Source organism: Oceanobacillus aidingensis (assembly GCF_042654105.1).
In the GTDB taxonomy this organism is placed as follows: Bacteria; Bacillota; Bacilli; order Bacillales; family Amphibacillaceae; genus Oceanobacillus; species Oceanobacillus oncorhynchi.
Genome location: NZ_JBHSFT010000044.1, coordinates 56,469 through 81,415, shown reverse-complemented (window position 1 = coordinate 81,415; position 24,947 = coordinate 56,469). Strand labels below are relative to the sequence as shown.

The 24,947-nt window shown below is 37.5% G+C and carries 30 protein-coding genes; 25 read left to right on the top strand and 5 right to left on the bottom strand.

What is annotated here, in order from left to right:
* From opp1C to ACFO3P_RS16480, 3 genes are read left to right on the top strand one after another with little or no spacing between them, the layout of a single operon-like run.
* Positions 1 to 846 (top strand): nickel/cobalt ABC transporter permease, encoded by an 846-nt coding sequence (gene opp1C / locus ACFO3P_RS16490; protein ID WP_042533501.1) that lies wholly within the window; start codon positions 1 to 3, stop codon positions 844 to 846.
* Positions 847 to 856: 10 nt separating this feature from the next.
* Positions 857 to 1,669 (top strand): ABC transporter ATP-binding protein, encoded by an 813-nt coding sequence (locus ACFO3P_RS16485; protein WP_289585231.1) that lies wholly within the window; start codon positions 857 to 859, stop codon positions 1,667 to 1,669.
* Positions 1,662 to 2,420 carry an ABC transporter ATP-binding protein gene (locus ACFO3P_RS16480; protein WP_289585230.1) on the top strand — a complete coding sequence of 253 codons (759 nt, stop codon included), beginning with the start codon at positions 1,662 to 1,664 and terminating at the stop codon, positions 2,418 to 2,420. Before ACFO3P_RS16485 ends, ACFO3P_RS16480 begins: the two co-directional genes overlap by 8 nt.
* A 61-nt stretch (positions 2,421 to 2,481) precedes the next feature.
* On the opposite strand, the gene ACFO3P_RS16475 is transcribed toward ACFO3P_RS16480, so the two are convergent.
* Complete coding sequence (locus ACFO3P_RS16475; RefSeq protein ID WP_289585229.1) at positions 2,482 to 3,750, bottom strand: aspartate aminotransferase type Ic; 1,269 nt, start codon at positions 3,748 to 3,750, stop codon at positions 2,482 to 2,484.
* Between the two features lie 202 nt (positions 3,751 to 3,952).
* On the opposite strand from ACFO3P_RS16475, the gene ACFO3P_RS16470 reads away from it, so the two are divergent.
* From ACFO3P_RS16470 to map, 13 genes are all read left to right on the top strand, one after another.
* The gene (locus tag ACFO3P_RS16470) at positions 3,953 to 4,138 is read left to right on the top strand and encodes a hypothetical protein (protein WP_042533507.1); all 186 of its coding nucleotides are present in this window, start codon (positions 3,953 to 3,955) and stop codon (positions 4,136 to 4,138) included.
* A gap of 187 nt (positions 4,139 to 4,325) precedes the next feature.
* The gene (locus ACFO3P_RS16465; RefSeq protein ID WP_193064546.1) at positions 4,326 to 4,991 is read left to right on the top strand and encodes a Pr6Pr family membrane protein; all 666 of its coding nucleotides are present in this window, start codon (positions 4,326 to 4,328) and stop codon (positions 4,989 to 4,991) included.
* Between the two features lie 63 nt (positions 4,992 to 5,054).
* Positions 5,055 to 5,789 (top strand): SDR family NAD(P)-dependent oxidoreductase, encoded by a 735-nt coding sequence (locus ACFO3P_RS16460; RefSeq protein ID WP_084613039.1) that lies wholly within the window; start codon positions 5,055 to 5,057, stop codon positions 5,787 to 5,789.
* A 27-nt stretch (positions 5,790 to 5,816) separates the two neighbouring features.
* Positions 5,817 to 6,425, top strand: a complete 609-nt coding sequence (locus tag ACFO3P_RS16455) for a DUF6434 domain-containing protein (RefSeq protein ID WP_289585228.1) — start codon at positions 5,817 to 5,819, stop codon at positions 6,423 to 6,425.
* Positions 6,426 to 6,642: 217 nt separating this feature from the next.
* Positions 6,643 to 6,858 (top strand): helix-turn-helix domain-containing protein, encoded by a 216-nt coding sequence (locus ACFO3P_RS16450; protein ID WP_226895044.1) that lies wholly within the window; start codon positions 6,643 to 6,645, stop codon positions 6,856 to 6,858.
* Positions 6,776 to 7,003 (top strand): DUF3923 family protein, encoded by a 228-nt coding sequence (locus ACFO3P_RS16445; protein WP_246529046.1) that lies wholly within the window; start codon positions 6,776 to 6,778, stop codon positions 7,001 to 7,003. The genes ACFO3P_RS16450 and ACFO3P_RS16445 overlap by 83 nt, the downstream gene beginning before the upstream one ends.
* A gap of 37 nt (positions 7,004 to 7,040) precedes the next feature.
* The gene (locus ACFO3P_RS16440; protein WP_042533512.1) at positions 7,041 to 7,556 is read left to right on the top strand and encodes a ClbS/DfsB family four-helix bundle protein; all 516 of its coding nucleotides are present in this window, start codon (positions 7,041 to 7,043) and stop codon (positions 7,554 to 7,556) included.
* Between the two features lie 122 nt (positions 7,557 to 7,678).
* Positions 7,679 to 8,095, top strand: coding sequence for an ester cyclase (locus tag ACFO3P_RS16435; RefSeq protein WP_193064549.1), 417 nt, complete (start codon positions 7,679 to 7,681; stop codon positions 8,093 to 8,095).
* Between the two features lie 383 nt (positions 8,096 to 8,478).
* Entirely contained in the window at positions 8,479 to 9,237 is a 759-nt protein-coding gene (locus tag ACFO3P_RS16430) for a MerR family transcriptional regulator (protein ID WP_042533514.1), read from the top strand.
* Positions 9,234 to 10,265: a C45 family autoproteolytic acyltransferase/hydolase gene (locus tag ACFO3P_RS16425; RefSeq protein WP_193064550.1), complete on the top strand. Its 1,032-nt coding sequence runs from the start codon at positions 9,234 to 9,236 to the stop codon at positions 10,263 to 10,265. The genes ACFO3P_RS16430 and ACFO3P_RS16425 overlap by 4 nt, the downstream gene beginning before the upstream one ends.
* Before the next feature lie 203 nt (positions 10,266 to 10,468).
* Positions 10,469 to 11,914, top strand: coding sequence for an MDR family MFS transporter (locus ACFO3P_RS16420; protein ID WP_193064551.1), 1,446 nt, complete (start codon positions 10,469 to 10,471; stop codon positions 11,912 to 11,914).
* Positions 11,915 to 13,127: 1,213 nt separating this feature from the next.
* Positions 13,128 to 14,135 (top strand): ketoacyl-ACP synthase III, encoded by a 1,008-nt coding sequence (locus tag ACFO3P_RS16415; protein ID WP_193064552.1) that lies wholly within the window; start codon positions 13,128 to 13,130, stop codon positions 14,133 to 14,135.
* Between the two features lie 285 nt (positions 14,136 to 14,420).
* A complete protein-coding gene (gene map, locus ACFO3P_RS16410; RefSeq protein ID WP_193064553.1) occupies positions 14,421 to 15,161 on the top strand; it encodes a type I methionyl aminopeptidase in 741 nt (246 codons plus the stop codon).
* 140 nt (positions 15,162 to 15,301) lie between these two features.
* On the opposite strand, the gene ACFO3P_RS16405 is transcribed toward map, so the two are convergent.
* Entirely contained in the window at positions 15,302 to 15,505 is a 204-nt protein-coding gene (locus ACFO3P_RS16405) for a hypothetical protein (protein WP_193064554.1), read from the bottom strand.
* Between the two features lie 256 nt (positions 15,506 to 15,761).
* Between ACFO3P_RS16405 and ACFO3P_RS16400 the strand changes: the two genes are divergently transcribed.
* The 3 genes from ACFO3P_RS16400 to ACFO3P_RS16390 all read left to right on the top strand — a co-directional run bounded on the left by ACFO3P_RS16400 (position 15,762) and on the right by ACFO3P_RS16390 (position 17,295).
* Entirely contained in the window at positions 15,762 to 15,971 is a 210-nt protein-coding gene (locus ACFO3P_RS16400) for a helix-turn-helix transcriptional regulator (protein ID WP_193064555.1), read from the top strand.
* A gap of 18 nt (positions 15,972 to 15,989) precedes the next feature.
* Entirely contained in the window at positions 15,990 to 16,373 is a 384-nt protein-coding gene (locus ACFO3P_RS16395) for a permease (RefSeq protein WP_354005229.1), read from the top strand.
* A 127-nt stretch (positions 16,374 to 16,500) separates the two neighbouring features.
* A complete protein-coding gene (locus tag ACFO3P_RS16390; RefSeq protein ID WP_289585227.1) occupies positions 16,501 to 17,295 on the top strand; it encodes an AAC(3) family N-acetyltransferase in 795 nt (264 codons plus the stop codon).
* Between the two features lie 67 nt (positions 17,296 to 17,362).
* Here ACFO3P_RS16390 and ACFO3P_RS16385 read toward each other — a convergent pair whose 3' ends face one another.
* Entirely contained in the window at positions 17,363 to 17,761 is a 399-nt protein-coding gene (locus ACFO3P_RS16385) for a hypothetical protein (protein WP_193064558.1), read from the bottom strand.
* Positions 17,758 to 17,970, bottom strand: coding sequence for a helix-turn-helix transcriptional regulator (locus ACFO3P_RS16380; RefSeq protein WP_193064559.1), 213 nt, complete (start codon positions 17,968 to 17,970; stop codon positions 17,758 to 17,760). Before ACFO3P_RS16380 ends, ACFO3P_RS16385 begins: the two co-directional genes overlap by 4 nt.
* A 351-nt stretch (positions 17,971 to 18,321) precedes the next feature.
* On the opposite strand from ACFO3P_RS16380, the gene ACFO3P_RS16375 reads away from it, so the two are divergent.
* Positions 18,322 to 18,462, top strand: a complete 141-nt coding sequence (locus ACFO3P_RS16375; protein WP_289585226.1) for an FbpB family small basic protein — start codon at positions 18,322 to 18,324, stop codon at positions 18,460 to 18,462.
* 196 nt (positions 18,463 to 18,658) lie between these two features.
* Positions 18,659 to 19,645 carry an alpha/beta fold hydrolase gene (locus tag ACFO3P_RS16370; protein WP_379542522.1) on the top strand — a complete coding sequence of 329 codons (987 nt, stop codon included), beginning with the start codon at positions 18,659 to 18,661 and terminating at the stop codon, positions 19,643 to 19,645.
* Between the two features lie 291 nt (positions 19,646 to 19,936).
* On the opposite strand, the gene ACFO3P_RS16365 is transcribed toward ACFO3P_RS16370, so the two are convergent.
* A complete protein-coding gene (locus ACFO3P_RS16365) occupies positions 19,937 to 20,833 on the bottom strand; it encodes a LysR family transcriptional regulator (RefSeq protein ID WP_289585224.1) in 897 nt (298 codons plus the stop codon).
* Positions 20,834 to 21,069: 236 nt separating this feature from the next.
* On the opposite strand from ACFO3P_RS16365, the gene ACFO3P_RS16360 reads away from it, so the two are divergent.
* From ACFO3P_RS16360 to ACFO3P_RS16345, 4 genes are all read left to right on the top strand, one after another.
* Positions 21,070 to 22,305: an ATP-grasp domain-containing protein gene (locus tag ACFO3P_RS16360; RefSeq protein WP_256706058.1), complete on the top strand. Its 1,236-nt coding sequence runs from the start codon at positions 21,070 to 21,072 to the stop codon at positions 22,303 to 22,305.
* 204 nt (positions 22,306 to 22,509) lie between these two features.
* Positions 22,510 to 23,721, top strand: a complete 1,212-nt coding sequence (locus ACFO3P_RS16355; RefSeq protein WP_193064563.1) for an MFS transporter — start codon at positions 22,510 to 22,512, stop codon at positions 23,719 to 23,721.
* A complete protein-coding gene (locus ACFO3P_RS16350) occupies positions 23,722 to 24,285 on the top strand; it encodes a flavodoxin family protein (protein ID WP_193064564.1) in 564 nt (187 codons plus the stop codon). It abuts the gene before it with no gap.
* Between the two features lie 416 nt (positions 24,286 to 24,701).
* The gene (locus tag ACFO3P_RS16345; RefSeq protein WP_212929366.1) at positions 24,702 to 24,914 is read left to right on the top strand and encodes a hypothetical protein; all 213 of its coding nucleotides are present in this window, start codon (positions 24,702 to 24,704) and stop codon (positions 24,912 to 24,914) included.
* Positions 24,915 to 24,947 lie beyond the last annotated feature (33 nt).

Sequence of the window (24,947 nt, the reverse complement as noted above, 5' to 3'; positions counted from 1 at the left end):
ATGGGGGGTTTAAATAAATTGATGAGAGATCGTTCCGCCATGATTTGTATCATTTTCTTAACCCTTGTGGTACTGGCAGGAATTTTCGCGCCATGGCTAGCGCCGCATAGTCCAATTGATGTCAATGTAAAAGAAAAACTGGCGGGAATAAGTACAACCTATCCGCTTGGTACGGATCAGCTGGGGAGATGTATTTTTTCCAGGCTGTTATACGGGATTCGCACGACAGTTTTCATTGCCTTTATAACCATGATTGTCACGATTGTGATTGGAACATTGATTGGAGGAATCGCCGGGCTGTTTCGCGGGAAAATCGACGAGATCATTATGAGGATTTGCGATGTCTTTATGTCCTTTCCAAGTGAAGTAATGATTCTAGCCATTATCGGAATGATGGGACCAGGGCTTACCAATATCGTGATCGCCAGTATTATTGCAAAATGGGCATGGTATACACGTATGGTCCGTTCAATTATCATCAAATACGCCGATAAAAACTATATTCAATTTGCCCGAGTCTCCGGCTTCAGCAGATGGCATATTTTCAAAAAGCATATCATGCCCAATACGGTAGGCGAGATTTCGGTCCTGGCCACACTTGATGCAGGTTCGGTGATTTTAATGATTTCCGCTTTATCCTTCCTCGGGCTGGGAGTGCAGGCACCGACGCCTGAATGGGGAATGATGTTAAACGAAGCGAAGAACGTGATGACCATCTATCCGGAATTAATGCTTGCTCCGGGAATAGCAATTCTTGTTGTGGTAGCGGCATTTAATTTTCTTGGGGACAGTCTGCAGGATGCCTTTAATGTTAAGCGTGGAAAGCGCGGTAAAAGAATGAGGTGATTGCTTGGTTATGCTGGAAGTGAAAAATTTATCGATACAAGATACACAATCAAACGAGGTTATCGTTGAAGATATATCTTTTAAATTGGAACGCGGCCGCAGTTTGGGCATTGTCGGGGAAAGCGGCAGCGGCAAGTCAATGACGGTGAAGGGGATGCTGGGGCTTATAGCGCCCTGGATAACCGTTTCCGGTGCAGCCTATTTTGAAGGTGCGGATATGCTGAGGATGAAGACAAAATCAATTCGAGATATAAGAGCCCGGCATATCAGCATGATTCTGCAAGATGCCATGTCCGCCTTTGATTCGTTAGATACCATTGGAAAGCAGATGCAGGAAACGCTATGTGAGAATTTGATAATTTCCAGGACAGAGGCAAAACAAGTATCCTTGAGAGAATTAGAAAGAGTGGGGATAAAGGAAGCTGCACAGGTGCTGAAGAAATATCCGCATCAATTGTCAGGCGGGATGCTCCAGCGATGTATGATTGCCATTGCAGCAGCCGTACAGCCTGATATTATTATTGCGGATGAACCAACCACTGCGCTGGACGCTATTACCCAAAAAGAAGTCATTGCAACATTTCAGCATCTCCAGGCTCAATCGGGGACTACCTTTATTTTTATTTCTCACGATCTCGGCGTTATCCAACAGCTGACGGAAGATGTGCTTGTGATGAAAGACGGGAAACAAGTGGAATATGGCAGGACAGAAGATGTATTTCAGCATCCACAAAATGAATATACAAAATACTTGGTGGATACAAGAATCAAACTGACCCGTGCGTTTGAACAATCGATGAGAAAGGATTCCTATCATGCTTGAAGTAAAGAAGGTCTATAAAACATATCCGAAAGCAGGAAAAGGCTTCAGAAAAGAAAGGTTATCCGTCTTAGCGGACGTATCCTTTCAGATTCATGCGGGAGACTGGGCTGCCTTAGTCGGGGAAAGCGGCAGTGGGAAAAGTACATTAAGCAGATTGATATTAGGCTTGGAAAAAGCAGACAGCGGCAATCTGTTGCTGGAGGGGGAAAATCCAGCAGCGTGGAGGAAGGAAAAGAGAGGGCAGATGAGTGTTGTTTTTCAGGACTATACGTCCTCAGCCAATCCTGCTTTCCAGATAAAAGATATTATCATGGAACCCTTGAAGGCTTTCAGCCGGAATCATCCGATACAGGAAACAGCGGAAAGTTTAATGGAGAAAGTCGGTCTGTCTAAGGAGTTAGCAAAACGTTATCCGCATGAGTTAAGCGGCGGCCAGTTACAGCGGGTGTGTATCGCCAGGGCAATTAGTACGAAGCCAAAATTTTTGGTTCTGGATGAAGCAGTCAGCTCGCTGGATGTTTCTGTTCAAGCACAAATCCTAGATTTACTCGATACGTTAAAAAAAGAAATGGATATGACGTGTCTATTTATCGCACATGACTTGCAAACCGTTGCTTATCTATGTAATCAAGTGATGTTTTTAAATGAAGGAAAAATCGTTGAGCAGATAGAGACAAAAAATCTGGCAAATGTGCAGAGTGCTTATGCGAAGAGGCTGTTGGAAGCAGTGGTTCGGTTTAGAGTGGAATAGAATTCTACTATATAAAACATGCCACTTGCCTGCTAACCCGGCAAATGGCATGTTTTATCTTTTATAATAATTTTTTCGTGCTTACAAGAATAATGCATGTACATAACACGTCGATTGCTTTTTCCACTTCTTCTAACGATGGGAATGATGGCGCAATACGAATGTTTCTGTCACGAGGATCTTTCCCATATGGAAAGGCTGCTCCGGCTCCAGTTAAGGTGACTCCAGCCTCTTTGGCAAGATGGATTACTTCAGAAGCACAGCCGTCCATCGTGTCTAAGCTGATAAAATAGCCTCCATCCGGTTCTGCCCATGTTGCAATGCCATAGGAATCCAGTTTGGAATGAAGTATTTCTATTACGGCATCAAATTTAGGCTTCATAATTTCCGCATGCTTTTTCATGTGTTCCAGGAGATTACTATAGTTTTCAAAAAAGCGGACATGGCGCAGCTGGTTTACTTTATCAGGACCAATTGTCTGCACACTTAACTGCTCTTTAATAAAGCTGATATTTTCCCTGCTTGCTGCTACGACTGCAACACCAGAGCCCGGGAAAGTCATTTTGGAAGTAGATGCAAACATAAATACTCTGTTTGGGTTTCCATGTTTCTTACATGCTTCCAATATATTTTTTAATTTTGGAGGATGATCCGTCAGATCATGAATGGCATACGCATTATCCCAGAAAATTTTAAAATCCTTTGCTTTTGTTTCCATTTTAGCTAAACGTTCCACGACCTCATCACTATATGTAATACCCTCGGGATTACTATATTTCGGAACACTCCACATTCCTTTGATGGACGCATCGTTGCGTACAAGCTCTTCCACCTTATCCATATCCGGACCGTCATTCAGCATCTCTACCGAAATCATTTCGATATCGTATTGTTCACAAATCGTAAAATGCCTGTCATAGCCAGGGACAGGGCATATAAATTTAATTGCATCTTCTTTACCCCAAGGAGTTTCGCTATCAATAACGCCTTTAATCAATGCTTTTGAAATCAAATCATGCATGATATTCAGGCTGGCATTACCTCCGATTAAAATCTCCTCTGTATCTACTTCTAATAGATCTTTAAATAATGCTTTTGCTTCTGGCAGACCATCTACCATCCCATAATTTAAAACAAAAAAGTTATCCCCAATATTTTTAGAAGTAACGCTGTCTAACAATTCCAATGACAATTGCAGCTGCTCAGCGCTTGGCTTTCCTCTCGCCATATTTAAAGATAGATTTTCTTTCTTGATTGCATCCAATTCTTTCTTTGTTTTTTCATGAAGATGTTGCAGACTGGAATGATCCATCTGTTGTAGCGTACTCATTTTATCCCTCCGGCATGTGTAACTTAATTTTATCTCTTGTTAATTATTTTATTTCATTCAATAAGAATTGCAAGGGAAAACATGAGAAGTTTACAAATCTATTTAACAAGAAAGCATTTCCTCTATAAATTGTTGAATAATTGAAACATTTCCCGGCTGTAATCCGTAAAGAAAGATAATAAGAAAGGAGAGGAATAGCATAATGAGTGACTGGTGGGAAAAGAAGAAATCGAAAACAAGGAAAAGCAAAAAGGGGAAAGGAGATTATACAAAGACCGATTTGTTTTTTGATATTCTTTTTTGGATTCCGGAAGTTATCATTCTTCCGATTCGGATTCTCTTTTGGTCATTTAGAGGCGTGCTGAGATGGGTGACGGATGTAATGTGAAGCAGGGAAGGGGAAAGTTAATTTGGAGATCATTTCTGCATTAATAAACTGTTTAAATTCAACTATAAGAGCAGGAGTTATAGTAAATATGTAGAATTCTATAATAGGAGCAGCTGCAAATCAGCTAACAGAGCAGCCTTAATTATGCTGCGCTATTTTGTATCGAAAATAAAATAGGGGTATTTATATGGGAAATGTAATTGAAAGACCATTCAGGTTAAAGCTGGGTTTTCATCTGTTAATTGGGCTTACAGGTTTTATCAGTGTTATTTTACACGTTGCCTACTCTCCGGACCCTTTGGTATCAATAACGAAATTTACGTTTCAAGCGAATTTAATGGTCGCGATAACCTTTCTGTGCAGCAGCCTCGCCATTTTAAATCGTAAAAATCAGAGTCCATTCTTGGATTTTTTCAAAAATGCTTCCGTTATATATATGTTTGTCTGCATTTCTACCTATCATTTTCTTCTTGCCAGCGGGGGTGAATATACTGGCATCCGCACCATCACGAATGTGACGCTGCATTATTTTATTCCGATAGCCGTCTTTATCAATTGGCTTCTTTTGGAGACGAAGAAAAGATACAGCTATCAATATATTTTTTATTGGATGATTTATCCGGTTATTTATTGTGTTATTTCAAGCTTGAGAGGATTAATGGACGGGTTTTACCCCTATTTCTTTTTAAACCCCAATGGTGAGATTCCGGCAGGCGTGGGAAGTTATTCAAATGTTGCAGGCTTTATTGCCGCTTTTTTATTTGTTTATATTATTCTTGGGTTTCTGCTGATTGTATCTAATCGAATATTTTTGTATATCGGTCATAAGAATAGAGCTATTTCGTCGCGATAGATTTGCATGAAAGAGTTTGAGGAAATGGATATATAATAAAAGGAAATAAAGGAGATTTTAATGGTGCTTCAAAATAGAGAAATTATCGTCACTGGTGCAGCTGCTGGAATAGGGAAGGAAGTGGTCCGGCAGTGTATAGAGGAAGGCGCGGCTGTTATAGCGTGTGATAGGAATCAAGAAGGACTGGATGATTTAAAACAGAGGATAGATCATCGCGACAAATTATTTACATATGCATTAGATATCAGCAGCTATAAAGCAGTTTCTGCATTCTTTCATTATCTGGAAACAGAACATCCCGAGTTAGACGGATTAGTGAATAATGCGGGTATCTACTTAGCAAAAAATATTGCAGATTATCAAGAGGATGAAATAAACAAGGTATTAGATGTGAATGTAAAGGGAGGCATTTATTTCTCGCAGCTGTTTGGTGAAAAGCTGCTTCAAGCAAAGCAACCTGGCGTGATTGTCAATATGTCCTCCGTTGCAGGGATGGAAGGGAGCTCGGATGCAATCTATGGTGCTTCAAAAGCAGCAATTCTGGGGCTGACGAAAAGCTGTGCCATGAATTTTTCTCCATACATCCGGGTAAACGCTGTTGCGCCGACGATGGTGGACACCTCGATGATGGAAGTCATCCCTTCGTGGAGAAAAGAAGAATATTTACATAGCGAATTAGTTGATACACCAGTAACTGCTAAGGATGTTGCTGAAACAGTAGTGTTCTTGTTATCGGATAAGTCGAAACATTATACAGGAGCTACTTTTGATATCAATAACGGCGGTTATCTGAGATGAAGCTGCACGTCAGGGGGGAGCGAAAAAATGAACAGACAGAACAAAGAGACTCGTCCTTATTTGGATGAGAACATTTCGGTAGAAGATTTTTTAGATTTCTATTGGTTGAAGGTGGAATTGCAGGATTTTTGCAGAAAGAAAGGAATGCAAACTTCAGGAGCTAAAACAGAAATTGCAGAACGTATCATCCATTATTTAAAAACAGGGGAGCTATCACAAGCTGCCAAGTCTAAAAAAGCACCTGCATATCCAGAAAAACGGAAAAAGGCAGATTCGATGAGCTTGGAAACGGTGATTGAATCCAATTTTAAATGCACGCAGGAGCATAGAGAATTTTTTAAACGTGTGATTGGCCCGAAGTTTCATTTCTCTGTAGCCTTGCAGAATTATCTCAAAGCCAATGCTGGAAAAACATATCAAGACGTAGTAGATCATTATTATAAATTAGAAGAAGATAAAAAGAAAGGAAAGCGTACAACGATTTCCGGACAATTTGAATATAATACGTTTATTCTTGCTTATTTTGATGATTCGGCGAATAAGGGAAAATCACTGCAAGACGCAATCAGTGCCTGGAAGGAAGTTCGGAGCAGACGCGGCGATAATGTATATCGATCTGCATCTGAAGCGGAATGAAGTAAGTTAACACGAATCTGGATTGGGAGATTACATGCTATTTTTATCAAAAAAAGGAGAGAAAACTCCCTCTTCAAGCGCGTAGAGGTAATGGAGAGATGAATCTCCTATGCACAAAAGATTGCTTTTGAGTGTTTCGATTGTTCAATATTAAATCGAACAAATGTTCCAAAATCATCGTTCTTCTGATATAATAGACAGGAGGAGGTAAGAAGCCATGAAAGTAAAAAAAGCATTTCGTTTTCGTATCTATCCGAACAAAAAACAAATCACCTTCATTCATAAGACAATCGGCTGCTCCCGCTTTGTCTACAACTATTTTACAGGAAAACAAATAGGTGATACATATGATGAAAATTTGGTGGACAACAAGTATCGTTTGGATACTATTTTTTATAGCAGCATCTGTTGCTATCGGCGTTCGAGATGTTGACGGAGCAGGGGTGGTACAGACTCCTGAATTAAGATTTCTTGCATTTATGGTTTTAGGCGGATTTTTTGTACTTGTTCTGATAGGTCAATTGATATTTTTATATTTTGCAAGGAAAAGAAAGCATCCGTCTCTGGCAAAGAATTAAAAATAAAACAATTTACATATCAGAAAGGATGGATGACATGCAGGGATACGAGAGTAAACAAGCTCTAATTGATGAAATCACTAAGAGAGCCAATTTATTTATTAGTGAATTTGATTCAGTGAATCATTCAGATAAAGATGTCTCTGTAGATGATGTAGACAGAACGCCGGCACAAATGATTGCTTATCAGCTGGGATGGATGAATTTAATCTTATTTTGGGAGCAGGCCAATCAAAATGGGGAAGATGCTATCACGCCAACGCCGGATTATAAATGGAATAATCTCGGCGGCCTTTATCAAAGCTTCTATGATACGTATGCAGATGATTCATTGGGAAATCTGATTGAGAAGTTTCATCAAGATGTTGACCGGGTCATTCAGTTGGTAGAAAGCTATCAGGATAAAGAGTTATTTGAGCAGGGTGGCAGACAATGGGCGACGACGACTCCTTCCAGCTGGGCGATTTGGAAATGGATCCATATTAATACAGTGGCGCCGTTTAAGACATTCCGGACGAAGATTAGAAAGTGGAAAAAGGTTCGGGGAGTATAAGTTTGCATTGTTTCAATCTGCAAAATAAGCAGATACTAAAAAAGAATAGGAAGTTAATCGGGAAATTACTAACGTATCATGTTATTAATGGAATCCTATTAATCAAGAGAGGAGTTTATAATATGAATGGAAAAGAAATTTATCAAGCATGGATGAATGCCTGGAATGAAGACATATCTATTCTGCATGACATTACTGATGAGAATTGCACAGTACATCAAGCAAGAACAGATGGCAAAGATTCGGGCAGCGCAAAAGGGATAAAAGCATTAAAGGATGTTGTTGAATCTGCTAAATACTATTTTGAAAATGTAAACATGTCCCTAGTGGTTCAGCCCATTGAAGAAGGAAACTATGTTTCCGCCCGCTGGAATTTTGAAGGCATTTATAATGGTAATATGGAGGGAGCAAAAGCAGAGAAAGGAAAGCTTGTTTCCTTTGATGGAACGGACATATTCCGTATTGAAAAGGGTAAAATCAAAGATTATTGGGTTTCTTCTGATGTAATGGATTTTATGAATCAGCTGGAAGTATTTTAGTGGTATGTTCAGTTGGACTTACTTGAAAATTCATTAATTTTTGCTAGCTCTATATGAAGGATGGAGCTGTTGATGTATAGTATGATAACCTTTTGAAAATTAGTTCGGAAAGCGAGTAAGTTTAAGAAACATAACGTTCTAATCAAAATCTAGTTAAGAAAACACTGAAATGCAGCTGCTTCAGTGTTTTTTGATTTTTTTGGCGGGAACAGATGATTCATTTCGTGAAGACAATTCAATCATTAAGGGCTTCAAAAACTTAATGATTGAATGAATTTAAATGGCATTTTTGAAGTAACAGTCCGCAAAGTACTTCTTGACATTCAAGTTACTTAAAGGGTTATGCTTATAGTTAAGAAAGGGAATTGGAGGAAAACATATTGATGACGATACAGGTCTTTTCAATACAGACTGGAATACCAAAAAGCACCCTTCGTTTTTATGAAGAAAAGCATCTTCTGAAATCAGTAAGGGAGGAGAGCAGTAACTACCGCATGTATGCCGAAGATCAAATTCCTCTCGCCAAGCTGATTGCAAGCTTGCGGGCAGCTAAGGTTCCTATCCGTGATATTCAGCTTTATTTAGAAGCGAACGAAAACAGCCGGAAGCAGATGAAGAAGAAATGGATTCAAACCATAAAAGAAAATCAGAGACAGCTGGAAGTCAGTCTTCGCTATTTAGAAAGTGATAATGAGAAAGAAGAGATTTATATGTTTGAAAAAACGGGAGAGAAAGTCATTTGGTTTGAGGCAGAATCCGCTGCGGGACAGTTTAGCCGGGAGTTTGTTTTCAGAAGAGAACAGATGAAACAGCACTATATTCCGATTAACAACATGTATTTACGGTATATATCCGGAAACAGAAATCAAGTCAAAGCAGAGATTGGCTTCGGTGTATCCCGAGAAATAAATACAGCACTCTTTCCAGATGCTTTTTCAGAAAAAATGCGGGGCAGCTTCTGTGTCGGTCTTCCTTTTAATGAAGACTTTTCAAAAATTGAAAGAGCTTATCGCAGCTTAATGGATTATTGCGTGACAAACAGCTGGACTCCTGCTGGTTCTATTCTGGAATGGTATCGCGGTGACCAGATGGAAACAGCCGACATCATTATGCCTGTCAGTTATATAGGGGCGAAGCAATGAAGCATAGAAAAAAACTGCAGGTGGAAGTCATGGAACTAAAAGGGAAGATGTATGAAATCGGCAGGAAACAGGGCATTGCGCTGAAATCGAATGCAAAATGGAAACAGCAAACGGAATTACAGACGAATGGAAACATGCTGGAAGCAAGAAAACAAATAGAGAAAGTTTCGCCAAGTCTTTTGAACGAGATAGAGGGGCTGGCTGCAGGGATGAACATTCATGTAGATACAGCAATGCAGCTGTTTGGAGGGTACAATATACAAATGCCTTCCATGGGCTGTACCACACTGGCCAATGACTCTTTGTATGTGAGAAATTATGATTTTAGTGATGCATTATATGATGCTCGACTGGTTCTGCTCAATCCGGATAACAGCTATGCAAGCATCGGGTTCAGTCAGCAGATTACTGGCAGACTGGATGGCATGAATGAAAAGGGGCTTGTGATTGGGCTGCATTTAGTAAATGAAAAGGTCAGTCAAAAAGGCTTTTTGGCAACGACGATATGCCGAATGGTCTTGGAGCAATGTGCTGACATTTATGAAGCAATTTCACTTATCAAACAAGTTCCCCACCAGTATTGCGTGAACTTTTCCATCATGGATAGAGAAGGAAATAATGCTGTTGTGGAAGTATCACCTGAGCAACAGATTGTTTATAAAAGGACACCGCTGATATGTACGAATCATTTTGAATCTAAGCAGCTAAGTGAAAAAAATAGAGCATTCATTCAAGGTTCGCTGCACCGTAAAAATTATTTGGAAGCCTTGGAAAAGAAAAATGTTACTCCAATTTCTGCGTATCATATATTTAACGATGAAGAATCGCCATTATTTTTCAAGGATTATAAAGAATACTTTGGAACACTTCATACGGTGGTCTATTGCCCTAAAGACCGGGGTGTAATGGCGGGGATTGGAGGAAATGGTGATCCCTATTTCCTTTCGTTCAACGATTGGCTGAAAGGAAAAGAAAAACTGCCTTGTTTACTTGAAGGGGAGATAGCAAGCGGGAGCTTCCTTTATTAATATGGCGGGTTTAGATTGAAATCATGCCATCCTTTAAATACATCTTTTCTTAACCAAAGCGCATTAAATTTGTTGTTCTCTGCTTTAATTTCTTACCTTGCTATGGCGGGGAAATGTAAAGCACAATCGTCGACAAAACGAAATCATTCCTGTAACATGGTCACTATTGTAATTTGTTATATGAAGGAGGGTGTCATAGAAAAGTGCAATCATTTAATAAAACACCTATCATTATCGTACTTCTTACAGGTGGGTTCATATCAATTTTAAACCAGACGACGATGATTACTGCCATCCCGCCAATCATGGACGAAATGGATGTAAGTGCCAATACCGGACAATGGCTGACGACGGTTTTTATGCTCGTCAATGGCGTTATGATACCAGTCACGGCATTTTTAATGGCACGTTTCACGGCTAGGCAGCTGTTTATTACTGCGATGACCGTGTTTGCTGTCGGAACCGCTTTTTCTGCCATGGCTCCGAACTTTGGTATGCTGCTTTTAGGAAGGATCATTCAATCCAGCGGTGCAGGCGTAATCATGCCGCTGATGCAGACTGTGTTTTTACTACTTTTTCCTGTCAGGAACCGCGGCGTAGCGATGGGATTGGTAGGGCTGGTAATCTCTTTTGCTCCAGCGATTGGTCCTGCATTGTCCGGATGGATTATCACGAATTACTCCTGGCGCGCCGTATTTCTTCTTATTCTGCCTATAGCAATTATCGTTATTGTATTTGCAGCTAAAGTGATGAAAAATGTTACGGAATTAACGTATCCGAAATTGGATATGTTATCGATTATCTTGTCATCTTTCGGTTTTGGCGGATTTCTATATGGATTTACAAGTGCAGGAAACAATGGCTGGGCAAGTCCCATTACGATTACTACCCTGATTGTCGGAACGGTAGCGCTAGTATGTTTCATTATCAGGCAATTACGTATGGAGACGCCTATGCTGGAGTTTAGGGTATTTAAAAATCCTATTTTTACTTTATCAACGATTATTCCCATGATTGCATTTATGGGATTGATTGGCACGGAAACGTTAGTTCCGCTTTATATGCAGAATGCACGCGGTTTTACTGCGATGGAAGCAGGAATTGCGCTTCTTCCCGGCGCTTTAGTGAATGGAATGATGTCTCCCATCACGGGTAAAATATTTGACCGTTTCGGTGCGAGGTGGCTCGCAGTAACCGGCCTTATCATTATTACCATCTCTACATTTGCATTTACCAATCTGGGACCGTCCACATCAATGTTAATGATTACGATTCTGTATGCGATCCGGATGTTCGGTCTGTCTATGGTCATGATGCCTGTAACAACTGCCGGTTTAAATCAGCTGCCTAGAGACTTGATTCCACATGGTACGGCGATGACGAATACGATGCGTCAGGTTTCAGCCTCTGTTGGAACAGCAATTGTCATTACCATAATGACAACAACGGAAATGTCTGCAGAGCATAATCCGGATATATCTTATCCAATGATCCATGGTGTTAATACAGCCTTTATGGTCATTACAATACTCTCTCTGATTGGGGTTGTAATCAGCTTCTTTATGAAGAATGGCAATTCCCCTGCTGAAGAGCAAAGTCATATGCAGCGGGATGAAAGAGAAGAGCGGACAGTCCGTGAATCGAGGTAAAACTGGCCAGAGGGAAAATGAAATGAATTATCCAGCAGGTATTTGATTGAGCTTGCGTAAGGGTATTTTGAACTGTGTGTTATTTTATCTCTTTAAGGTTTTTTTTAGCAGTTTGTTAAAGTGTTATGAAAAATAGAGTTTGAAACAGCGTCAAGGGGACCCCTTGACGTTTGTTTTTCAATAAAGAGACAAAAGCAAATGGAAATGATGAATAGAATTTATTCAAAAGTGATGTTTCAAATTTGGATTTGTGCAGGACTCTTTCCATTTGTCTATTATAAAATTTGTTTGCCTTTTATAATTATAATTTACATTATTCATAATATTTAAATAAATATTTTTTTAGACTTTTAGTTAAAAATTTTATAAAAAACTAATGTCGATTGATATGCTGAAGAAAGTTGTTTAAAGCTTTGTGAAAAGGATTATATCAATCATTAGATATTAAAGTGAAATCCTACGAATACCGAAACAATGATAAAACATAACGGACTTCTAGAATATCGGCAGTCTGGAGACATTAAAATAATGCGTGAAATGAATTTATTTAGGCGGGAAATCTGGTGAGCTAACTTCCTGAATTACTCAAGATAACTCAGTGGGAGAAAGGAAACAGACTAAGTTCGCCACGCCTTGAGACTGGGCCTGCGATTACTCGCCCACTGAAACCATTGCGATTACCTACCCCGAAGAAGAACTTTTGTGTGTCTAAAACTCCTGCTGCGTGAAGTTTTTCGTTTTATAATTAATGAAGGTATTGGCTTCATATTCTGCATTGCTAAAAATATTATCGTTAATGACATGGAATATTTCCCGGGAAAGCGCATAATCTGACATTTTTGTTGAAAATGAGGGAAGAATAGCGAATATTGCTATAATGATTGGAAAGAATGTGTTTAGGCAGTTTATCTAAGTAAAATAAAAAAGTCGTTGGAAGAAGTGCCTTCAATTATGCGATGTTACTTTTATTGGATTTACGCCATCTGGCAGCATAGATGAGAGAAGTAGAGGCTCACCATGTTACACTGAGAAATATGGATTGGAATGATTTGATATAGAATGATAAATACCATGCATTATATTTTACAGAACCTATCATATATTTTTTATTACGTAGAACCGTCCGAAAAACTCCCACTGACTGATGTTTCGTTTTATGTTATAATTAGTACCAGATAATAATACTAACTTCTAATTATTTTGGAGGGATTCGATGATTGGAACAAGAATGACTGCGATCGGAAGCTATGTACCTGAGAAGAAATTAACGAATTTCGATCTGGAAGAAATGGTGGAGACAACAAATGATTGGATTGTACAGAGAACTGGAATTCACGAACGAAGAATAGCGCGTTCAGATGAATTTACGAGTGATTTATGTGTAGCTGCTGTGGAAGATTTAATGCGAAGATATAATAAAACAGTGGAAGATGTCGATATGATTATTGTAGCAACCAGCACGCCGGATTTTCCTTACCCGTCTGTTGCAAGCATTATACAGAATCGGCTGAAAATCAAGCAGGCAGGGGCCATTGACTTAGGTGCAGCGTGTGCGGGGTTTGTCTATGGTCTGCATACGGCGAATAGTTTAATTCGTTCCGGCCTTCATAAGAAGGTGCTTGTGATTGGAGCAGAAACGCTCTCAAAAGTAACGGATTATACCGACAGAAGCACCTGTATTTTATTCGGTGATGCTGCCAGTGCAGTGTTAGTGGAAAAAGATGAGGACGCAGAAGATTTTATCGGCTTCCATTTGGGCAGCGATGGTAGCGGCGCACAGCATGTATATCAAACCAGCTTAGCTAACAAGGTGAATGATGTAGAGCTAATTGACACAAAATATCTTGTCCAAAACGGGAGAGAAGTTTTTAAATGGGTAGTAAGGAAGGTGCCGAAAAGCATTGAACAGCTTTTAGAGAAAACGGAAGCCGGCTTAGATGAGGTAGATTGGTTTATTCCGCATAGTGCCAACCTGAGATTGATTGAACCGATTTGTGAAAAAATAGGACACCCGATCGAAAAAACACTTTATAGCCTTGAGAAATTTGGGAACACTTCAGCAGCAACCATTCCTTTGGCACTGGACCTTGGTGTTCGGAATGGAAAAGTGCAGAATGGAGATAAAGCGCTTCTGTACGGCTTCGGTTCCGGCTTGGTGCATGCAGGGCAGCTGTTAAAAATAAATTTTGATGAGGAAGTTAATACGCCGAGACCATTATAATTAAATATGTATAGGAGAGGATTTTCGTAATGCATTTATGTACGAAAGTCCTCTTATTTTTAATAAAATCATGGCGATACAATCCGTCAAATTCTAAAAATAGTTAGAGTAGCATTTATTATATATAACTGGCTGTATGATACGCCATTATAAGAATAAAAAAGATAGCCCTTTTGATTGTTTATTTTTTACAAAGAATTTTTAGTTGAAGAAAAATCCATACTGTTTATGATAAAATCAAAATGAAATATAAATTATAAAATACTTAAAAAGTGAGGATACACAATGATTGCAAAGACAGAAGAAGACTTTCAAGGTCTAAAAGAAATCGGTAAAATTTGTGGAGCCATTCGAAATGAATTAGTCCGATATACAAAACCTGGAATCACAACGAAAGAGCTGGATGAAATAGCAGGCGAGATGTTTGAAAAAGAAGGAGCACAATCTGCACCAAAAGGAGAATATGATTTCCCTGGATATACATGCATCAGCGTAAATGAAGAAGTAGCCCACGGTATTCCGGGGAAACGGATTATTCAGGAAGGCGACCTTGTTAATATTGATGTGTCAGGCTCGAAAAACGGTTATTTTGCCGATACTGGAATTTCCTTTGTAGTCGGAAATGGAGAGGAAATCCTGCAGAAAATATGTGACGTTGCTAAAGAAGCATTTGATGCTGGTCTGAAAAAGGCAAAGCCGGGTGCGAAAAAAAGCGGTCTTGGAAAAGCGGTGCACAATGCAGCCAAGCAAAATGATTTAACTGTTATAACAAACCTTACGGGGCATGGCGTTGGCCGATCTATTCATGAAGCACCGGACCATATTTTCAATTACTACTCTCGCTGGGATGATGAAATTTTAAAAGACGGTATGGTCATTGCTTTTGAACCGTTTATCTCTACACTGGAAGAGGAAGTTTACCAATCGGATGACGGGTGGACTTTCCTGACGGATGAAAGCTTTGTAGCGCAATATGAGCATACGATTATTCTGACGAAGGAAGGACCGATTATTACTACATTGTAAGTATGTTTTTAATGTTTTAAACCAGATTGTTTAAGTAGCCATTTTGTTTTTGAGCTTAGTTATCTCCATCGTTATTTAAAGACTATAGATTTTCATTCCATTGAAGGGCGGTATGGCATAATAAAGGCCATTACCGCCCTTTAATAAATTCGATCTAGAAACAGAATTAAATTACTGCCCATCCATAGGAAAATCGCAATTTGAGTCAGGACATAAACGGTTCGCTCCATGGCTGTTAATTTTCTTTCCTTTTTGATTTTTTTAAAATGAAAATAATAATAAACGGCGCATATCAAGAGGATTGCTCCAGATAATTGAGATATGTTTTCTAATAAGCCTGCCAATAAGATCCCCCTTTTTCCTTTGTTAGGTCATTCGATTATGGAATTGTCAAAACCTGCTTTCTGGGGTTATTGTATCAAAATTTCCAAACTACAAAAAGCGTGCGAAATATAGCGGCTGTTAGTTATGATTTTATAAATAATTTACATGTCCGTTAGACTGCATCATTCGGACGGACACGTTAAATAAGTAAGGTAAAGGACACTTGACGTCAAGTGTCCTTTACTTTAGCATTAATCATGAAGGGGCTGAAATCGATTGAAAAATAATATGGTGGAATTCAGACGAAAATTTGATTATTCTCAGGAAAAACTTGCTGAGCTGCTTGGCGTTTCAAGACAAACCGTTATTTCAATTGAAAAGGGAAAATACAACCCATCACTTCCTTTAGCCATGATTATTGCCGAACTTTTTCAAACTAATGTAGAGAATGTTTTTATTTTAGAGGAAGAAGATTATAAAAAATAAATGAGCAGGAGGGATATCGTGAATAAAGATGCAAGCCGGGGGCTATTTTTAATTTTAGGTTTTTTTCAGGCAGGTATGTTTGGTTTTATTGTATTTGCAGCGGTGATGGCAAATGCATTTCCGCCAACTTCCACCTATATCATGCCATCATTAGGTATTATGGCTTTTGGCATGAGTTATCTTTATCCGCAATTCAAACAAAAAGATGAACGAATGAAGTTAATAAGGCAAAAGGGGCTGGAGTATGCTTATTTCGCCTTATTAGTTTATTTTATGATCCTAATGATTATTCTGCAGTTTAATCTCTTAACACTATCTGCATTAGACGTGCTCTATATTCTGACAGCATTAACCATTTGTACGGTCTTTATTTGCATGGTCATCGCTGCGAAAAAGTATTAATATTTTCTAGTTTGATGAAATAATCGATAATACATATGGACAGAAAAATATCAGAAAGAATGGAATCATATGAAATCATGTCCGTCTATTACTGTGATTTCTCTCATATACAAAGGAGTTTTTCATTATGAGTCAGGAAGAATTAATCCAACAATCCAATGCACCGCAAACGCGCAGCTCGCTTGCGAATGACTTCAGAAAGCTGGGCTTATATGAAGGAATGACGGTAATCGTCCATTCCTCCATGAGATCATTAGGATGGGTCTGTGGTGGCCCAGTAGCTATTATTCATGCTTTACAGGACGTGATAACTTCAAAAGGGACGATTATCATGCCAGCTCATAGTGGTGACATATCGGATCCAAGAGAGTGGAGTAATCCGGCAATTCCAGAAGAATGGATTCCTGAAGTAATGAAGGAATTACCGCCGTTTGATCCCGATGTAACACCGACCTTTGGAATGGGGACTATACCAGAGGCATTCCGAACATACCCCAATGTTAGGCGCAGTTATCATCCTGCACTCTCTTTTTCTGTATGGGGAAAGAACAGGGGTGAAATCGCAAGTAATCACTCATTAGATAATGGATTGGGAGATAAATCTCCGCTTGCTTATATATATCGTAACAAAGGCTATGTGTTGATGCTTGGAACGGATTATGGAACCAACACCTCCATGCATTATGGAGAACATAAAGCTGCAGGAATAAAAGAAGTTCATAAAATGAGTCCGATTTTAGAAAACGGTCAGAGGGTATGGAAAGAGTATAAAGAGCTCGATTATGATGAGGAAAAGTTCCCCGCAATCGGAGAAAAGTTTGAAAAGGAATTTGCCATTTGGGAAGGCTATGTTGGAGAAGCGCGCTCAAAGCTGATTTATCAGCCTGATTTAGTTGATTTTACAGGAAAAAATATAAAATAAAGAAACAGGATAACATGTAAGAATGATAAAAATGTTATCCTGTTTTTGTTTTTAGAAAAGCTTTCACTTATTTTAAATGGATTACGAGTGACCCAATTCCACTTAACACCAAATACAACATAACTGCTGCCCACAGATAAGTGATTGAAATCACTTCCATTCCCTTTATGGAAAGAATAATGAGACCTATAATGATGATTCCTAAATAAATATGCGGGGAAATAGCATAGAATTTTTTAATGTTATTCAGGGTTCTTTCGTCTATCGAAGGCGTTTTATCTTTTTTCGTTTTAACAATGATTATATTGATGATGATTATAATAAATAATCCGGCAAGCAATCCGAGAAGCCCGGAGAAATCAAATTGACCAGTAAATAAATAGATAATGGTCTTCACGAGCAGCGAAGTAATAAAACCAATGCTCCCAACGACCGTCCAAACCCAAGGTTGTAAATGCTTATTCATGATTTGTCGTCCTCCTTTAAAATGAAAATTTCTTCAATCGGAAGTTCAAAGTACTTAACAATTTTTAGAGCGAGTTCTAAGCTTGGATTGTATTTATTTTTTTCAATTGCCGTCATCGTTTGCCGCGATACTTGTAAATCCTCTGCTAATTTCAATTGCTTAATGCCTCTTTGTTTTCTTATTTCTTTGATGTTGTTTTGTACAGGCATTCGCTCGCCACCTTTATAAAATGTAAATATACCTTTACATAATTTATAACATGAACTTGTAATTATGTAAATATATCTTTACATAAATATAAATGAATTACTTAAAAATTCGTATTAAAGGCCAGGGATATAAATTTTAAACAATATTATTCTCTTAGCGACTGGGTGAGAATTTTTGCATCTATGGTTTCACCAATATCCTGCCTTTTTTTAATGAATAAAAAAACATAATATAATCTATTAACCCTTCTTATAAAAACTATAAAAAATTCAATAAATGTTCAAACAATTTTGATTTATACAAACGATTATAAGTTATAATAAAGGTATAGGAAGAGAGGAGGATATAAATTGAGACCAAAAACATTAAATTTTGAACAGCTTGTCGATTTAAACAGACAAGAATTATTAAACGATGAAAAAAGAATTTCCCAAATTGAAGAGAAGTTAGAGAAGAAACAAGAAGCTTTTTCAGGTTATAAAAAAAGCTGACCACTATAGTAAGGGCCCCTTACTATAGTGGTTTTTTAGTGCCTAAAAAAGGATTACATAGAAATATATTTGCAGTAACTAGGCAGCGATATCCGATAAGCCTCAAGGCCTATCCATAAATATTCCTCAGGTTCATTCTTAAACGTTCGTTGGCACGGTAAGATAGAATTAAAAAGAAAGAAGGCCAAAGGAAATAATGATGAAAACGAAAAGGAAAGTTAGACTTTGGAGGATTTTAAGGAATATATTATTGATTACCGTTGCTGCGTTTGTCATGTGGTTTCTTTTTAATAATATCATGACTGCATTTGGGCAAAAAACGTATCCGCCAATCGGAGAATTTGTTGAAGTGGATGGGAAGGATATGCATATTTATATAAAAGGGGAAGGAGATAATACGATTGTTTTAATGAGTGGACTAGGAACCGCCGCTCCAGCCTTAGATTTTGAACCGTTGTTAAATGAATTAGCAAAGGAAAATAAAGTAGTCGTGGTCGAGGGATTTGGTTATGGCTGGAGTGAATTAACCGAAAAAGAACGAACAGTGGAAAATATTGTTGAAGAATTAAGAACCGCTCTAAAGCAATCGGATATCCATGGTCCATATATATTGATGCCCCATTCCGTTTCAGGAATATACGGCATGTATTTTGCTAATGTGTATCCAGAAGAGGTCAAAGCTGTCATAGGCATCGACCCGACTTTACCAGAGGCGTTAGCGTACTTTGATGAAGCTGCCCCAGCAATGCCTGGATATATGAGCTATTTAGCACCTTCCGGATTGGCAAGGTTAGCAACATATATTAGCTCTGAAGACTTCCTGCCGCTTGCTGCCGACGGTACATATTCTGAAGATAATTTAAAAATGACCAAGGCTATTTCGGCTTGGAAAATAAATAACAAAAATGTTGTTGCCGAAGCCAATGAAATAGCCAATAATATTGAGAAAACGGCAGAGATGACATTTCCGGCGAATATGCCTGTTTTACTCTTTACTCCAAAAGAAGATCAGGAAACCGCGGATGGTAAAAATATGCTGACTTTTTTTGAAACACAGGTAACGGATTTCTCTGCCAGTAAAATTGTTACCTTGGAGGGGCATCATTATCTGCATTGGACGCGTTATAAGGAAATAAGTGAAGAAGTTCGTGCATTTATTGGTTTAATTTCTGATGAAAAATAATAGCTTATAGTATTTGTAAACGTTAGTGTCCTTGTTGAAATTGAAAGGATGCAATGATAATCGAAACAGGGTAAAACCGTGTTAGGAGCAAATAGAAGAGTGAATGGAATTGGGAGAAGCGGTATGATTTTCAGAATATGTATTTTAAAAATGATACAAATAATTAATCTGATTATGATACAAATGCTTCTAGTTTTTATATAAAGCCTGCAGAGAAATAATTCCATTTTCTCTGCAGGCTTTATTATTGGATGGAAGTGATGAAGGTAAAGGAATTCATATGGCTCATGATTATAAGAAAACACGTTCACTAACAGAAATTAATGAGTTTAAAATGGGGGTTAGTTTCTTATCTTTATGCCAGGAGATAAAGTGATATATTTCACGATTCTTTTCTTCAGCCAGCCTGACCATTTTTAATTCTCCTTTTTCAATTTCTTGTTTTACAACTCCATAAGGCAAAAGAGCAATTCCGAGATTTGTTTTCACGCAATTTTTTAATGTTTCTATGTTAGTGATTTCAAACGTTGCATGGAAGTTTATTTTTTTACTTGAAAGGGTTCTCTCTAATAAATTTCTGTAAGAACACCCTTTTTCGGTAAGGATAATGGTTTCTTCGGTTAAATCTTGTAAATTAGCGTTAGTAATTTGTGAAATAGTATTGTCTGGAGAAGCAACTAAAACCAACTTTTCTGATGCCAGTTTTGAAATCTCCAAGTTATCCCCGCCACGTTCTATTTCTTCATCGAGCATAAATGCAAAATCTATTTCACCAGAATGTAATTGTGCCTGAATTTCAGAGAATTTATGAAGCGGTTTAACAATCACTCCTATATTAGGAAATAGCATTTTTAATTCTTTTAGCACTTCAGGCAGTTTATAAGTACATTGACTTTCGGTTGCTCCAACTGTGATAGTGCTTTTCATATTTTTATCAAAATGGATTTCTTCAATAGCTGAATGATATTGGGAAATAATCGTATCACTATAACTTTTGAATTTTTCTCCAAATGAAGTTAATACCAATTTATTTCCTAGTCTATCGAATAAATTAACCCCTAATTCAGCCTCTAAACTTTTGATTTGAGAAGTAACACTGGACTGAGCATAGTTTAAGATTTCAGCGCTCTTCGTGAAATTTAACGTTTCACTTGCAACCTGAAACGTTGATAGCTGCTTTATATCCATTTATTTTCGCTCCAATCGATATTTCCGATGGAAACTATCGGATTTTTAATCTGGTTTATACAAATATCTTATCATACAATAATGTTGCTCACAAAAAAGTGGAAAAACCAATAACTGGAGGGAATTATGATGGATTTAAATGGTTTAGCATATTAGAACGCAATTGAAATGATAAAGAATATATCTTTGGCAGTGAAAGATGACTATTTCAGAAAAAAATAAGGAGCTGTAAGTAAATGGATACACAAAAAATTGTTGCATTTGTAGAGCCTAGTTTCTACGGAATCGATTTTGTAGAGAGGGCTTACCAAAAAGGATGTACAGTTATTGCTATAGGGTCTTCGAAGGATAACCCTAAAATATATGGATATGAAAATTATTTTCATGACTTTTTAATTGCTGATATTAGAGATCCAAAATTAATTTATAACGCCATCAAAGACTCCATCTATGATGAGAAAATAGATGCGTTGATTCCTGCAACTGATTATGCTTCACATTATACTGCTGAAGTAGCGGAATGGCTGGACTTGCCGACTGTTCCCTCAGTTGCTGCATATACCGCTCGTAATAAAGATTCAGCGCGTATTGTGTATAAAAAGTACAACGTTCCCAGCGCTCGATTTGCCAAAGTATCAAGCTTGGAAGAAGCATGTGAATCTGCACAATCTATTGGCTATCCAGTCGTACTGAAACCAACAAATTGTGCGAGTAGCCAGGGAGTATTTTTTATCAATAATAAAGAAGCAATGGTTCAAGCATTTCATAAGTTAAGAGAATTTAAAAAGACCTATATGGGATTTGACGTTAGCAGAGACTATCTGGTGGAAGAATATTTAGAGGGGCCAGAGTTTAGTGTTGAGTTCTTTCTAAAAGACAAAGAGATTATTTTTTCATCCGTTACGGAGAAGGAAACATCAGATTTACCATTTTTTGTAGAAACATCCCATACCGTCCCTGCCTCCGTACATTTTAATAGACAAGAAGAGCTTGTCGAGGTGGGTTCTAAAGCTGTACGAGCCATAGGGATTGATAACGGGCCAAGCCATGTGGAATTAAAATTAACGAATTCTGGACCAAAAATTATCGAAGTAAATGGAAGACCCGGCGGAGATCAGATTTCTTCTCAGCTTCTTGTGAATACTTACGGTTGGGATATTTTTGAAGAGACCGTAAACTTCTATTTGGGCTTACCTATAAATGAATATTTTCCATTTAAAAAAGCAACGTCGATAGCTTATTTAACTGCTCCGAAAAATGGAATAATCTCAAACATAAGTGGTATAGAACATCTTAAAACGAATCCATCTGTTATTAAATATGGAGTAAGCATTCGGCCGGGATCTGCTGTAAAAGTTCCTGAAAGTTCGGATGATAGACTGGGGTACGTTATTACAACTAGTAGTAATTCTAAGGATGCAAAAAATAAAGCGACAGAATTGATTAACTTAATCCATTTAGATTATGCATAGCTTATTTTTGAAATTACCTTGTTGATTCTATTATTCGCTGGATAGTTTTTCTAATATTTTGTGAATATTAATTTTATGTTAATTAAGAATTAAAAGCCTCGTATCATGGTGAGATTAAATTGATTGTCGAGGGAAGCTTTTGAATTATCCATTTTACGTCATAGGATATTCAAGATAATAACAGTAAAAGGACGAGGCGATAAAATGTCAATTTTAAAAAATAAAAATTTTTTATTCTTTTTTCTTGCAGATATTATGTCAGGATTTGGAGTAGGAATGAGTACAATTGGAGCAAATTGGTATCTATTAGATGAAACTGGTTCGTCTGGAGCAGTAGGTGTGATGTTAGCACTGAATGTCATAGCTGGTTTTCTTGTTTCACCATTGACCGGTATTCTTACAGATAAATTTAATCGAAAAGTAGTTATCCAAATAACATTTATTTTAAGAGCGGTTGCTATTGGGATACTTACAGTTGCTTTTCTATTAGACGGATTTTCTATAGGGTATATCTATTTATTTTCCATTGTTAACGGTATCGGATGGAGTATTTATATGTCTGCATCTCGTAGTCTTATTCAAGAATTGCTGTCAGGGGAGCAATTATCAAAAGGGAATTCGTTAGTCGAGATTAGTTTACAAGTTGGAATGTTTATGGCAGGTGCAGCTTCTGGTTTTATCTATCGATTTGCTGGATTTGAAGCTATTCTGCTAATCAATTCTTTAATGTTTGTCATTTGTAGTTTATTTATGATTTTTGTTAAATATGAGTCAAGTTTGATAGATAAAGATGAAGGTTATCTTCAATCTTTTAAAAAAGGAATTGAATACTTATATTCTCATAAATTAACTTTTCTTCTAGGGTTAGTAGCAGCGATTCCTTTAGTAGTTACCATGGTTTTTAATGTTGTTTTACCAGAGTATGTTAGTAAAACGTTAAATGCTGATTCGGTGGTCTTTGGATTTTCTGATATGGCTTATGGAATTGGCGGTTTGATTTCCGGATTTATTGCAGCGCCATTTGCGAGAAATATTACAAAAAACAAAGCTGTCAACGTAATCTTTGCGTTATCTATTATGACGTTACTAGGTCTATCTTTTAATTCTATTGTTTTCGTTATTTTCCTAGGTAGTTTCATCATTGGTTTTTCAAATTCTTCGATAAGAATTATTATGAATACCATGCTTATGGAAATTGTTCCTAAATCACTAATGGGCAGAGCGATGTCTGTTTGGATGGGAATTGCGCTATTTCTTCAGGCTGTATTTGCAAGTGTCCTTGGATTATTAATCGATATTTTTTCTCCAAGTATAGGATTTATTTGTATGGGAGGATTAATGTTGTTTGGTTTAGTTTTACATTACTTTGTTACGAAGAGTAAAAATAAGAAGAATAACAGGTACGAGGTGGTTTAAATGAAAATTGGAGTTATCTACGGAAGTACGAGATATCAAGGGAATACGGAATGGTTAACAGAAGAAGTTATTAAGAACCTACCAGCAGTAACAAAAATTGATTTGAAAAAATATCAGTTTAACGATATTACCGATCAGAGACACGAAAGAAATGGATTCTTACCAGTGGAAGATGAATATGGCCAAATAATCGATCTAATCATTGACTGTGAAGTTTTAATTTTTGCAACGCCTATTTATTGGTTTGGAATGACCAGTGTGATGAAAAGATTCATTGATCGCTGGTCGCAGACAGTTAGAGATGAAAACTATCCCAATTTTAATCAACAAATGAATCGTAAACAAGCTTATATTATTGCGGTTGGAGGAGATAATCCTTTGGTTAAAGGAATGCCTTTAATACAACAATTCGCTTACATCTGTGATTTCATTGGATTGGAGTATAAGGGATATTTAATAGGCGAGGGAAATAAACCTCTAGATATATTGAAAGATGAAACTGCTATAAAAGAGGCTCATACGTTAGGGGAAAGATTAAAAAAAGAGGGGGGAGTACAGGAATGAATAAAGCTTCGCACTATGGATGTAAGCAGTAGAAAGAGTAACTATAGAAAATAAACAAAACGCTGTGAATAATAATTTGGTTAAGGGAAACCTGCAGATTTCTGTAGATTTCCCTTAGTTATTTGGAAAGGTTTTTAATAGAAGTGGTGTACAAAGCAATTTGAGATCGCATTTCCTCTTGGAAAGCAATGTAATTATTCGGATGAATTATCGTGATAGAGTAATAGAGTTGAGTGTTAAAATACTAGTTTATAATAATGAAAACGTTCACATATCGGGCAACAAGAAAAAGATAAACTGTTACGGGAAACTGCCTATAACGATTTATCTTTTAATCACAAATTTAATATCACTTTTAAAAAAGCTCACAGATTTTTTGATGCTATTTTAATTGTTATATGAAAGGCCACAGATAATTGACGGAAACAAAAAATAAAGAGATTGTTTCATTTCTCACTTTAGAAAATAAAATAGTCTATCCCTTTGCTGTTCCAGATACGCTTTCTTTTTCAGACCAGGAAGAACTATTAACAATTATAGATAAAGCAGCAAATGATACAAATATTATTAGAGAAGCAGGGAACGAACAGGAAAATAGAGATTGGGTAGGAATTATTCCCTTTTGGTAGTATAATGAACGTGATAGATTAGTATTTATACAG

Bases quoted from the DNA above. Each gene is read 5' to 3' on its own strand.
- opp1C (WP_042533501.1), top strand. From the start codon at position 1: ATGGGGGGTTTAAATAAATTGATGAGAGATCGTTCCGCCATGATTTGT.
- ACFO3P_RS16485 (WP_289585231.1), top strand. From the start codon at position 857: ATGCTGGAAGTGAAAAATTTATCGATACAAGATACACAATCAAACGAG.
- ACFO3P_RS16480 (WP_289585230.1), top strand. From the start codon at position 1,662: ATGCTTGAAGTAAAGAAGGTCTATAAAACATATCCGAAAGCAGGAAAA.
- ACFO3P_RS16475 (WP_289585229.1), bottom strand. From the start codon at position 3,750: ATGAGTACGCTACAACAGATGGATCATTCCAGTCTGCAACATCTTCAT.
- ACFO3P_RS16470 (WP_042533507.1), top strand. From the start codon at position 3,953: ATGAGTGACTGGTGGGAAAAGAAGAAATCGAAAACAAGGAAAAGCAAA.
- ACFO3P_RS16465 (WP_193064546.1), top strand. From the start codon at position 4,326: ATGGGAAATGTAATTGAAAGACCATTCAGGTTAAAGCTGGGTTTTCAT.
- ACFO3P_RS16455 (WP_289585228.1), top strand. From the start codon at position 5,817: ATGAACAGACAGAACAAAGAGACTCGTCCTTATTTGGATGAGAACATT.
- ACFO3P_RS16450 (WP_226895044.1), top strand. From the start codon at position 6,643: ATGAAAGTAAAAAAAGCATTTCGTTTTCGTATCTATCCGAACAAAAAA.
- ACFO3P_RS16445 (WP_246529046.1), top strand. From the start codon at position 6,776: ATGAAAATTTGGTGGACAACAAGTATCGTTTGGATACTATTTTTTATA.
- ACFO3P_RS16440 (WP_042533512.1), top strand. From the start codon at position 7,041: ATGCAGGGATACGAGAGTAAACAAGCTCTAATTGATGAAATCACTAAG.
- ACFO3P_RS16435 (WP_193064549.1), top strand. From the start codon at position 7,679: ATGAATGGAAAAGAAATTTATCAAGCATGGATGAATGCCTGGAATGAA.
- ACFO3P_RS16430 (WP_042533514.1), top strand. From the start codon at position 8,479: ATGACGATACAGGTCTTTTCAATACAGACTGGAATACCAAAAAGCACC.
- ACFO3P_RS16425 (WP_193064550.1), top strand. From the start codon at position 9,234: ATGAAGCATAGAAAAAAACTGCAGGTGGAAGTCATGGAACTAAAAGGG.
- ACFO3P_RS16415 (WP_193064552.1), top strand. From the start codon at position 13,128: ATGATTGGAACAAGAATGACTGCGATCGGAAGCTATGTACCTGAGAAG.
- map (WP_193064553.1), top strand. From the start codon at position 14,421: ATGATTGCAAAGACAGAAGAAGACTTTCAAGGTCTAAAAGAAATCGGT.
- ACFO3P_RS16390 (WP_289585227.1), top strand. From the start codon at position 16,501: ATGAGTCAGGAAGAATTAATCCAACAATCCAATGCACCGCAAACGCGC.
- ACFO3P_RS16385 (WP_193064558.1), bottom strand. From the start codon at position 17,761: ATGAATAAGCATTTACAACCTTGGGTTTGGACGGTCGTTGGGAGCATT.
- ACFO3P_RS16380 (WP_193064559.1), bottom strand. From the start codon at position 17,970: ATGCCTGTACAAAACAACATCAAAGAAATAAGAAAACAAAGAGGCATT.
- ACFO3P_RS16370 (WP_379542522.1), top strand. From the start codon at position 18,659: ATGATGAAAACGAAAAGGAAAGTTAGACTTTGGAGGATTTTAAGGAAT.
- ACFO3P_RS16365 (WP_289585224.1), bottom strand. From the start codon at position 20,833: ATGGATATAAAGCAGCTATCAACGTTTCAGGTTGCAAGTGAAACGTTA.
- ACFO3P_RS16360 (WP_256706058.1), top strand. From the start codon at position 21,070: ATGGATACACAAAAAATTGTTGCATTTGTAGAGCCTAGTTTCTACGGA.
- ACFO3P_RS16355 (WP_193064563.1), top strand. From the start codon at position 22,510: ATGTCAATTTTAAAAAATAAAAATTTTTTATTCTTTTTTCTTGCAGAT.
- ACFO3P_RS16350 (WP_193064564.1), top strand. From the start codon at position 23,722: ATGAAAATTGGAGTTATCTACGGAAGTACGAGATATCAAGGGAATACG.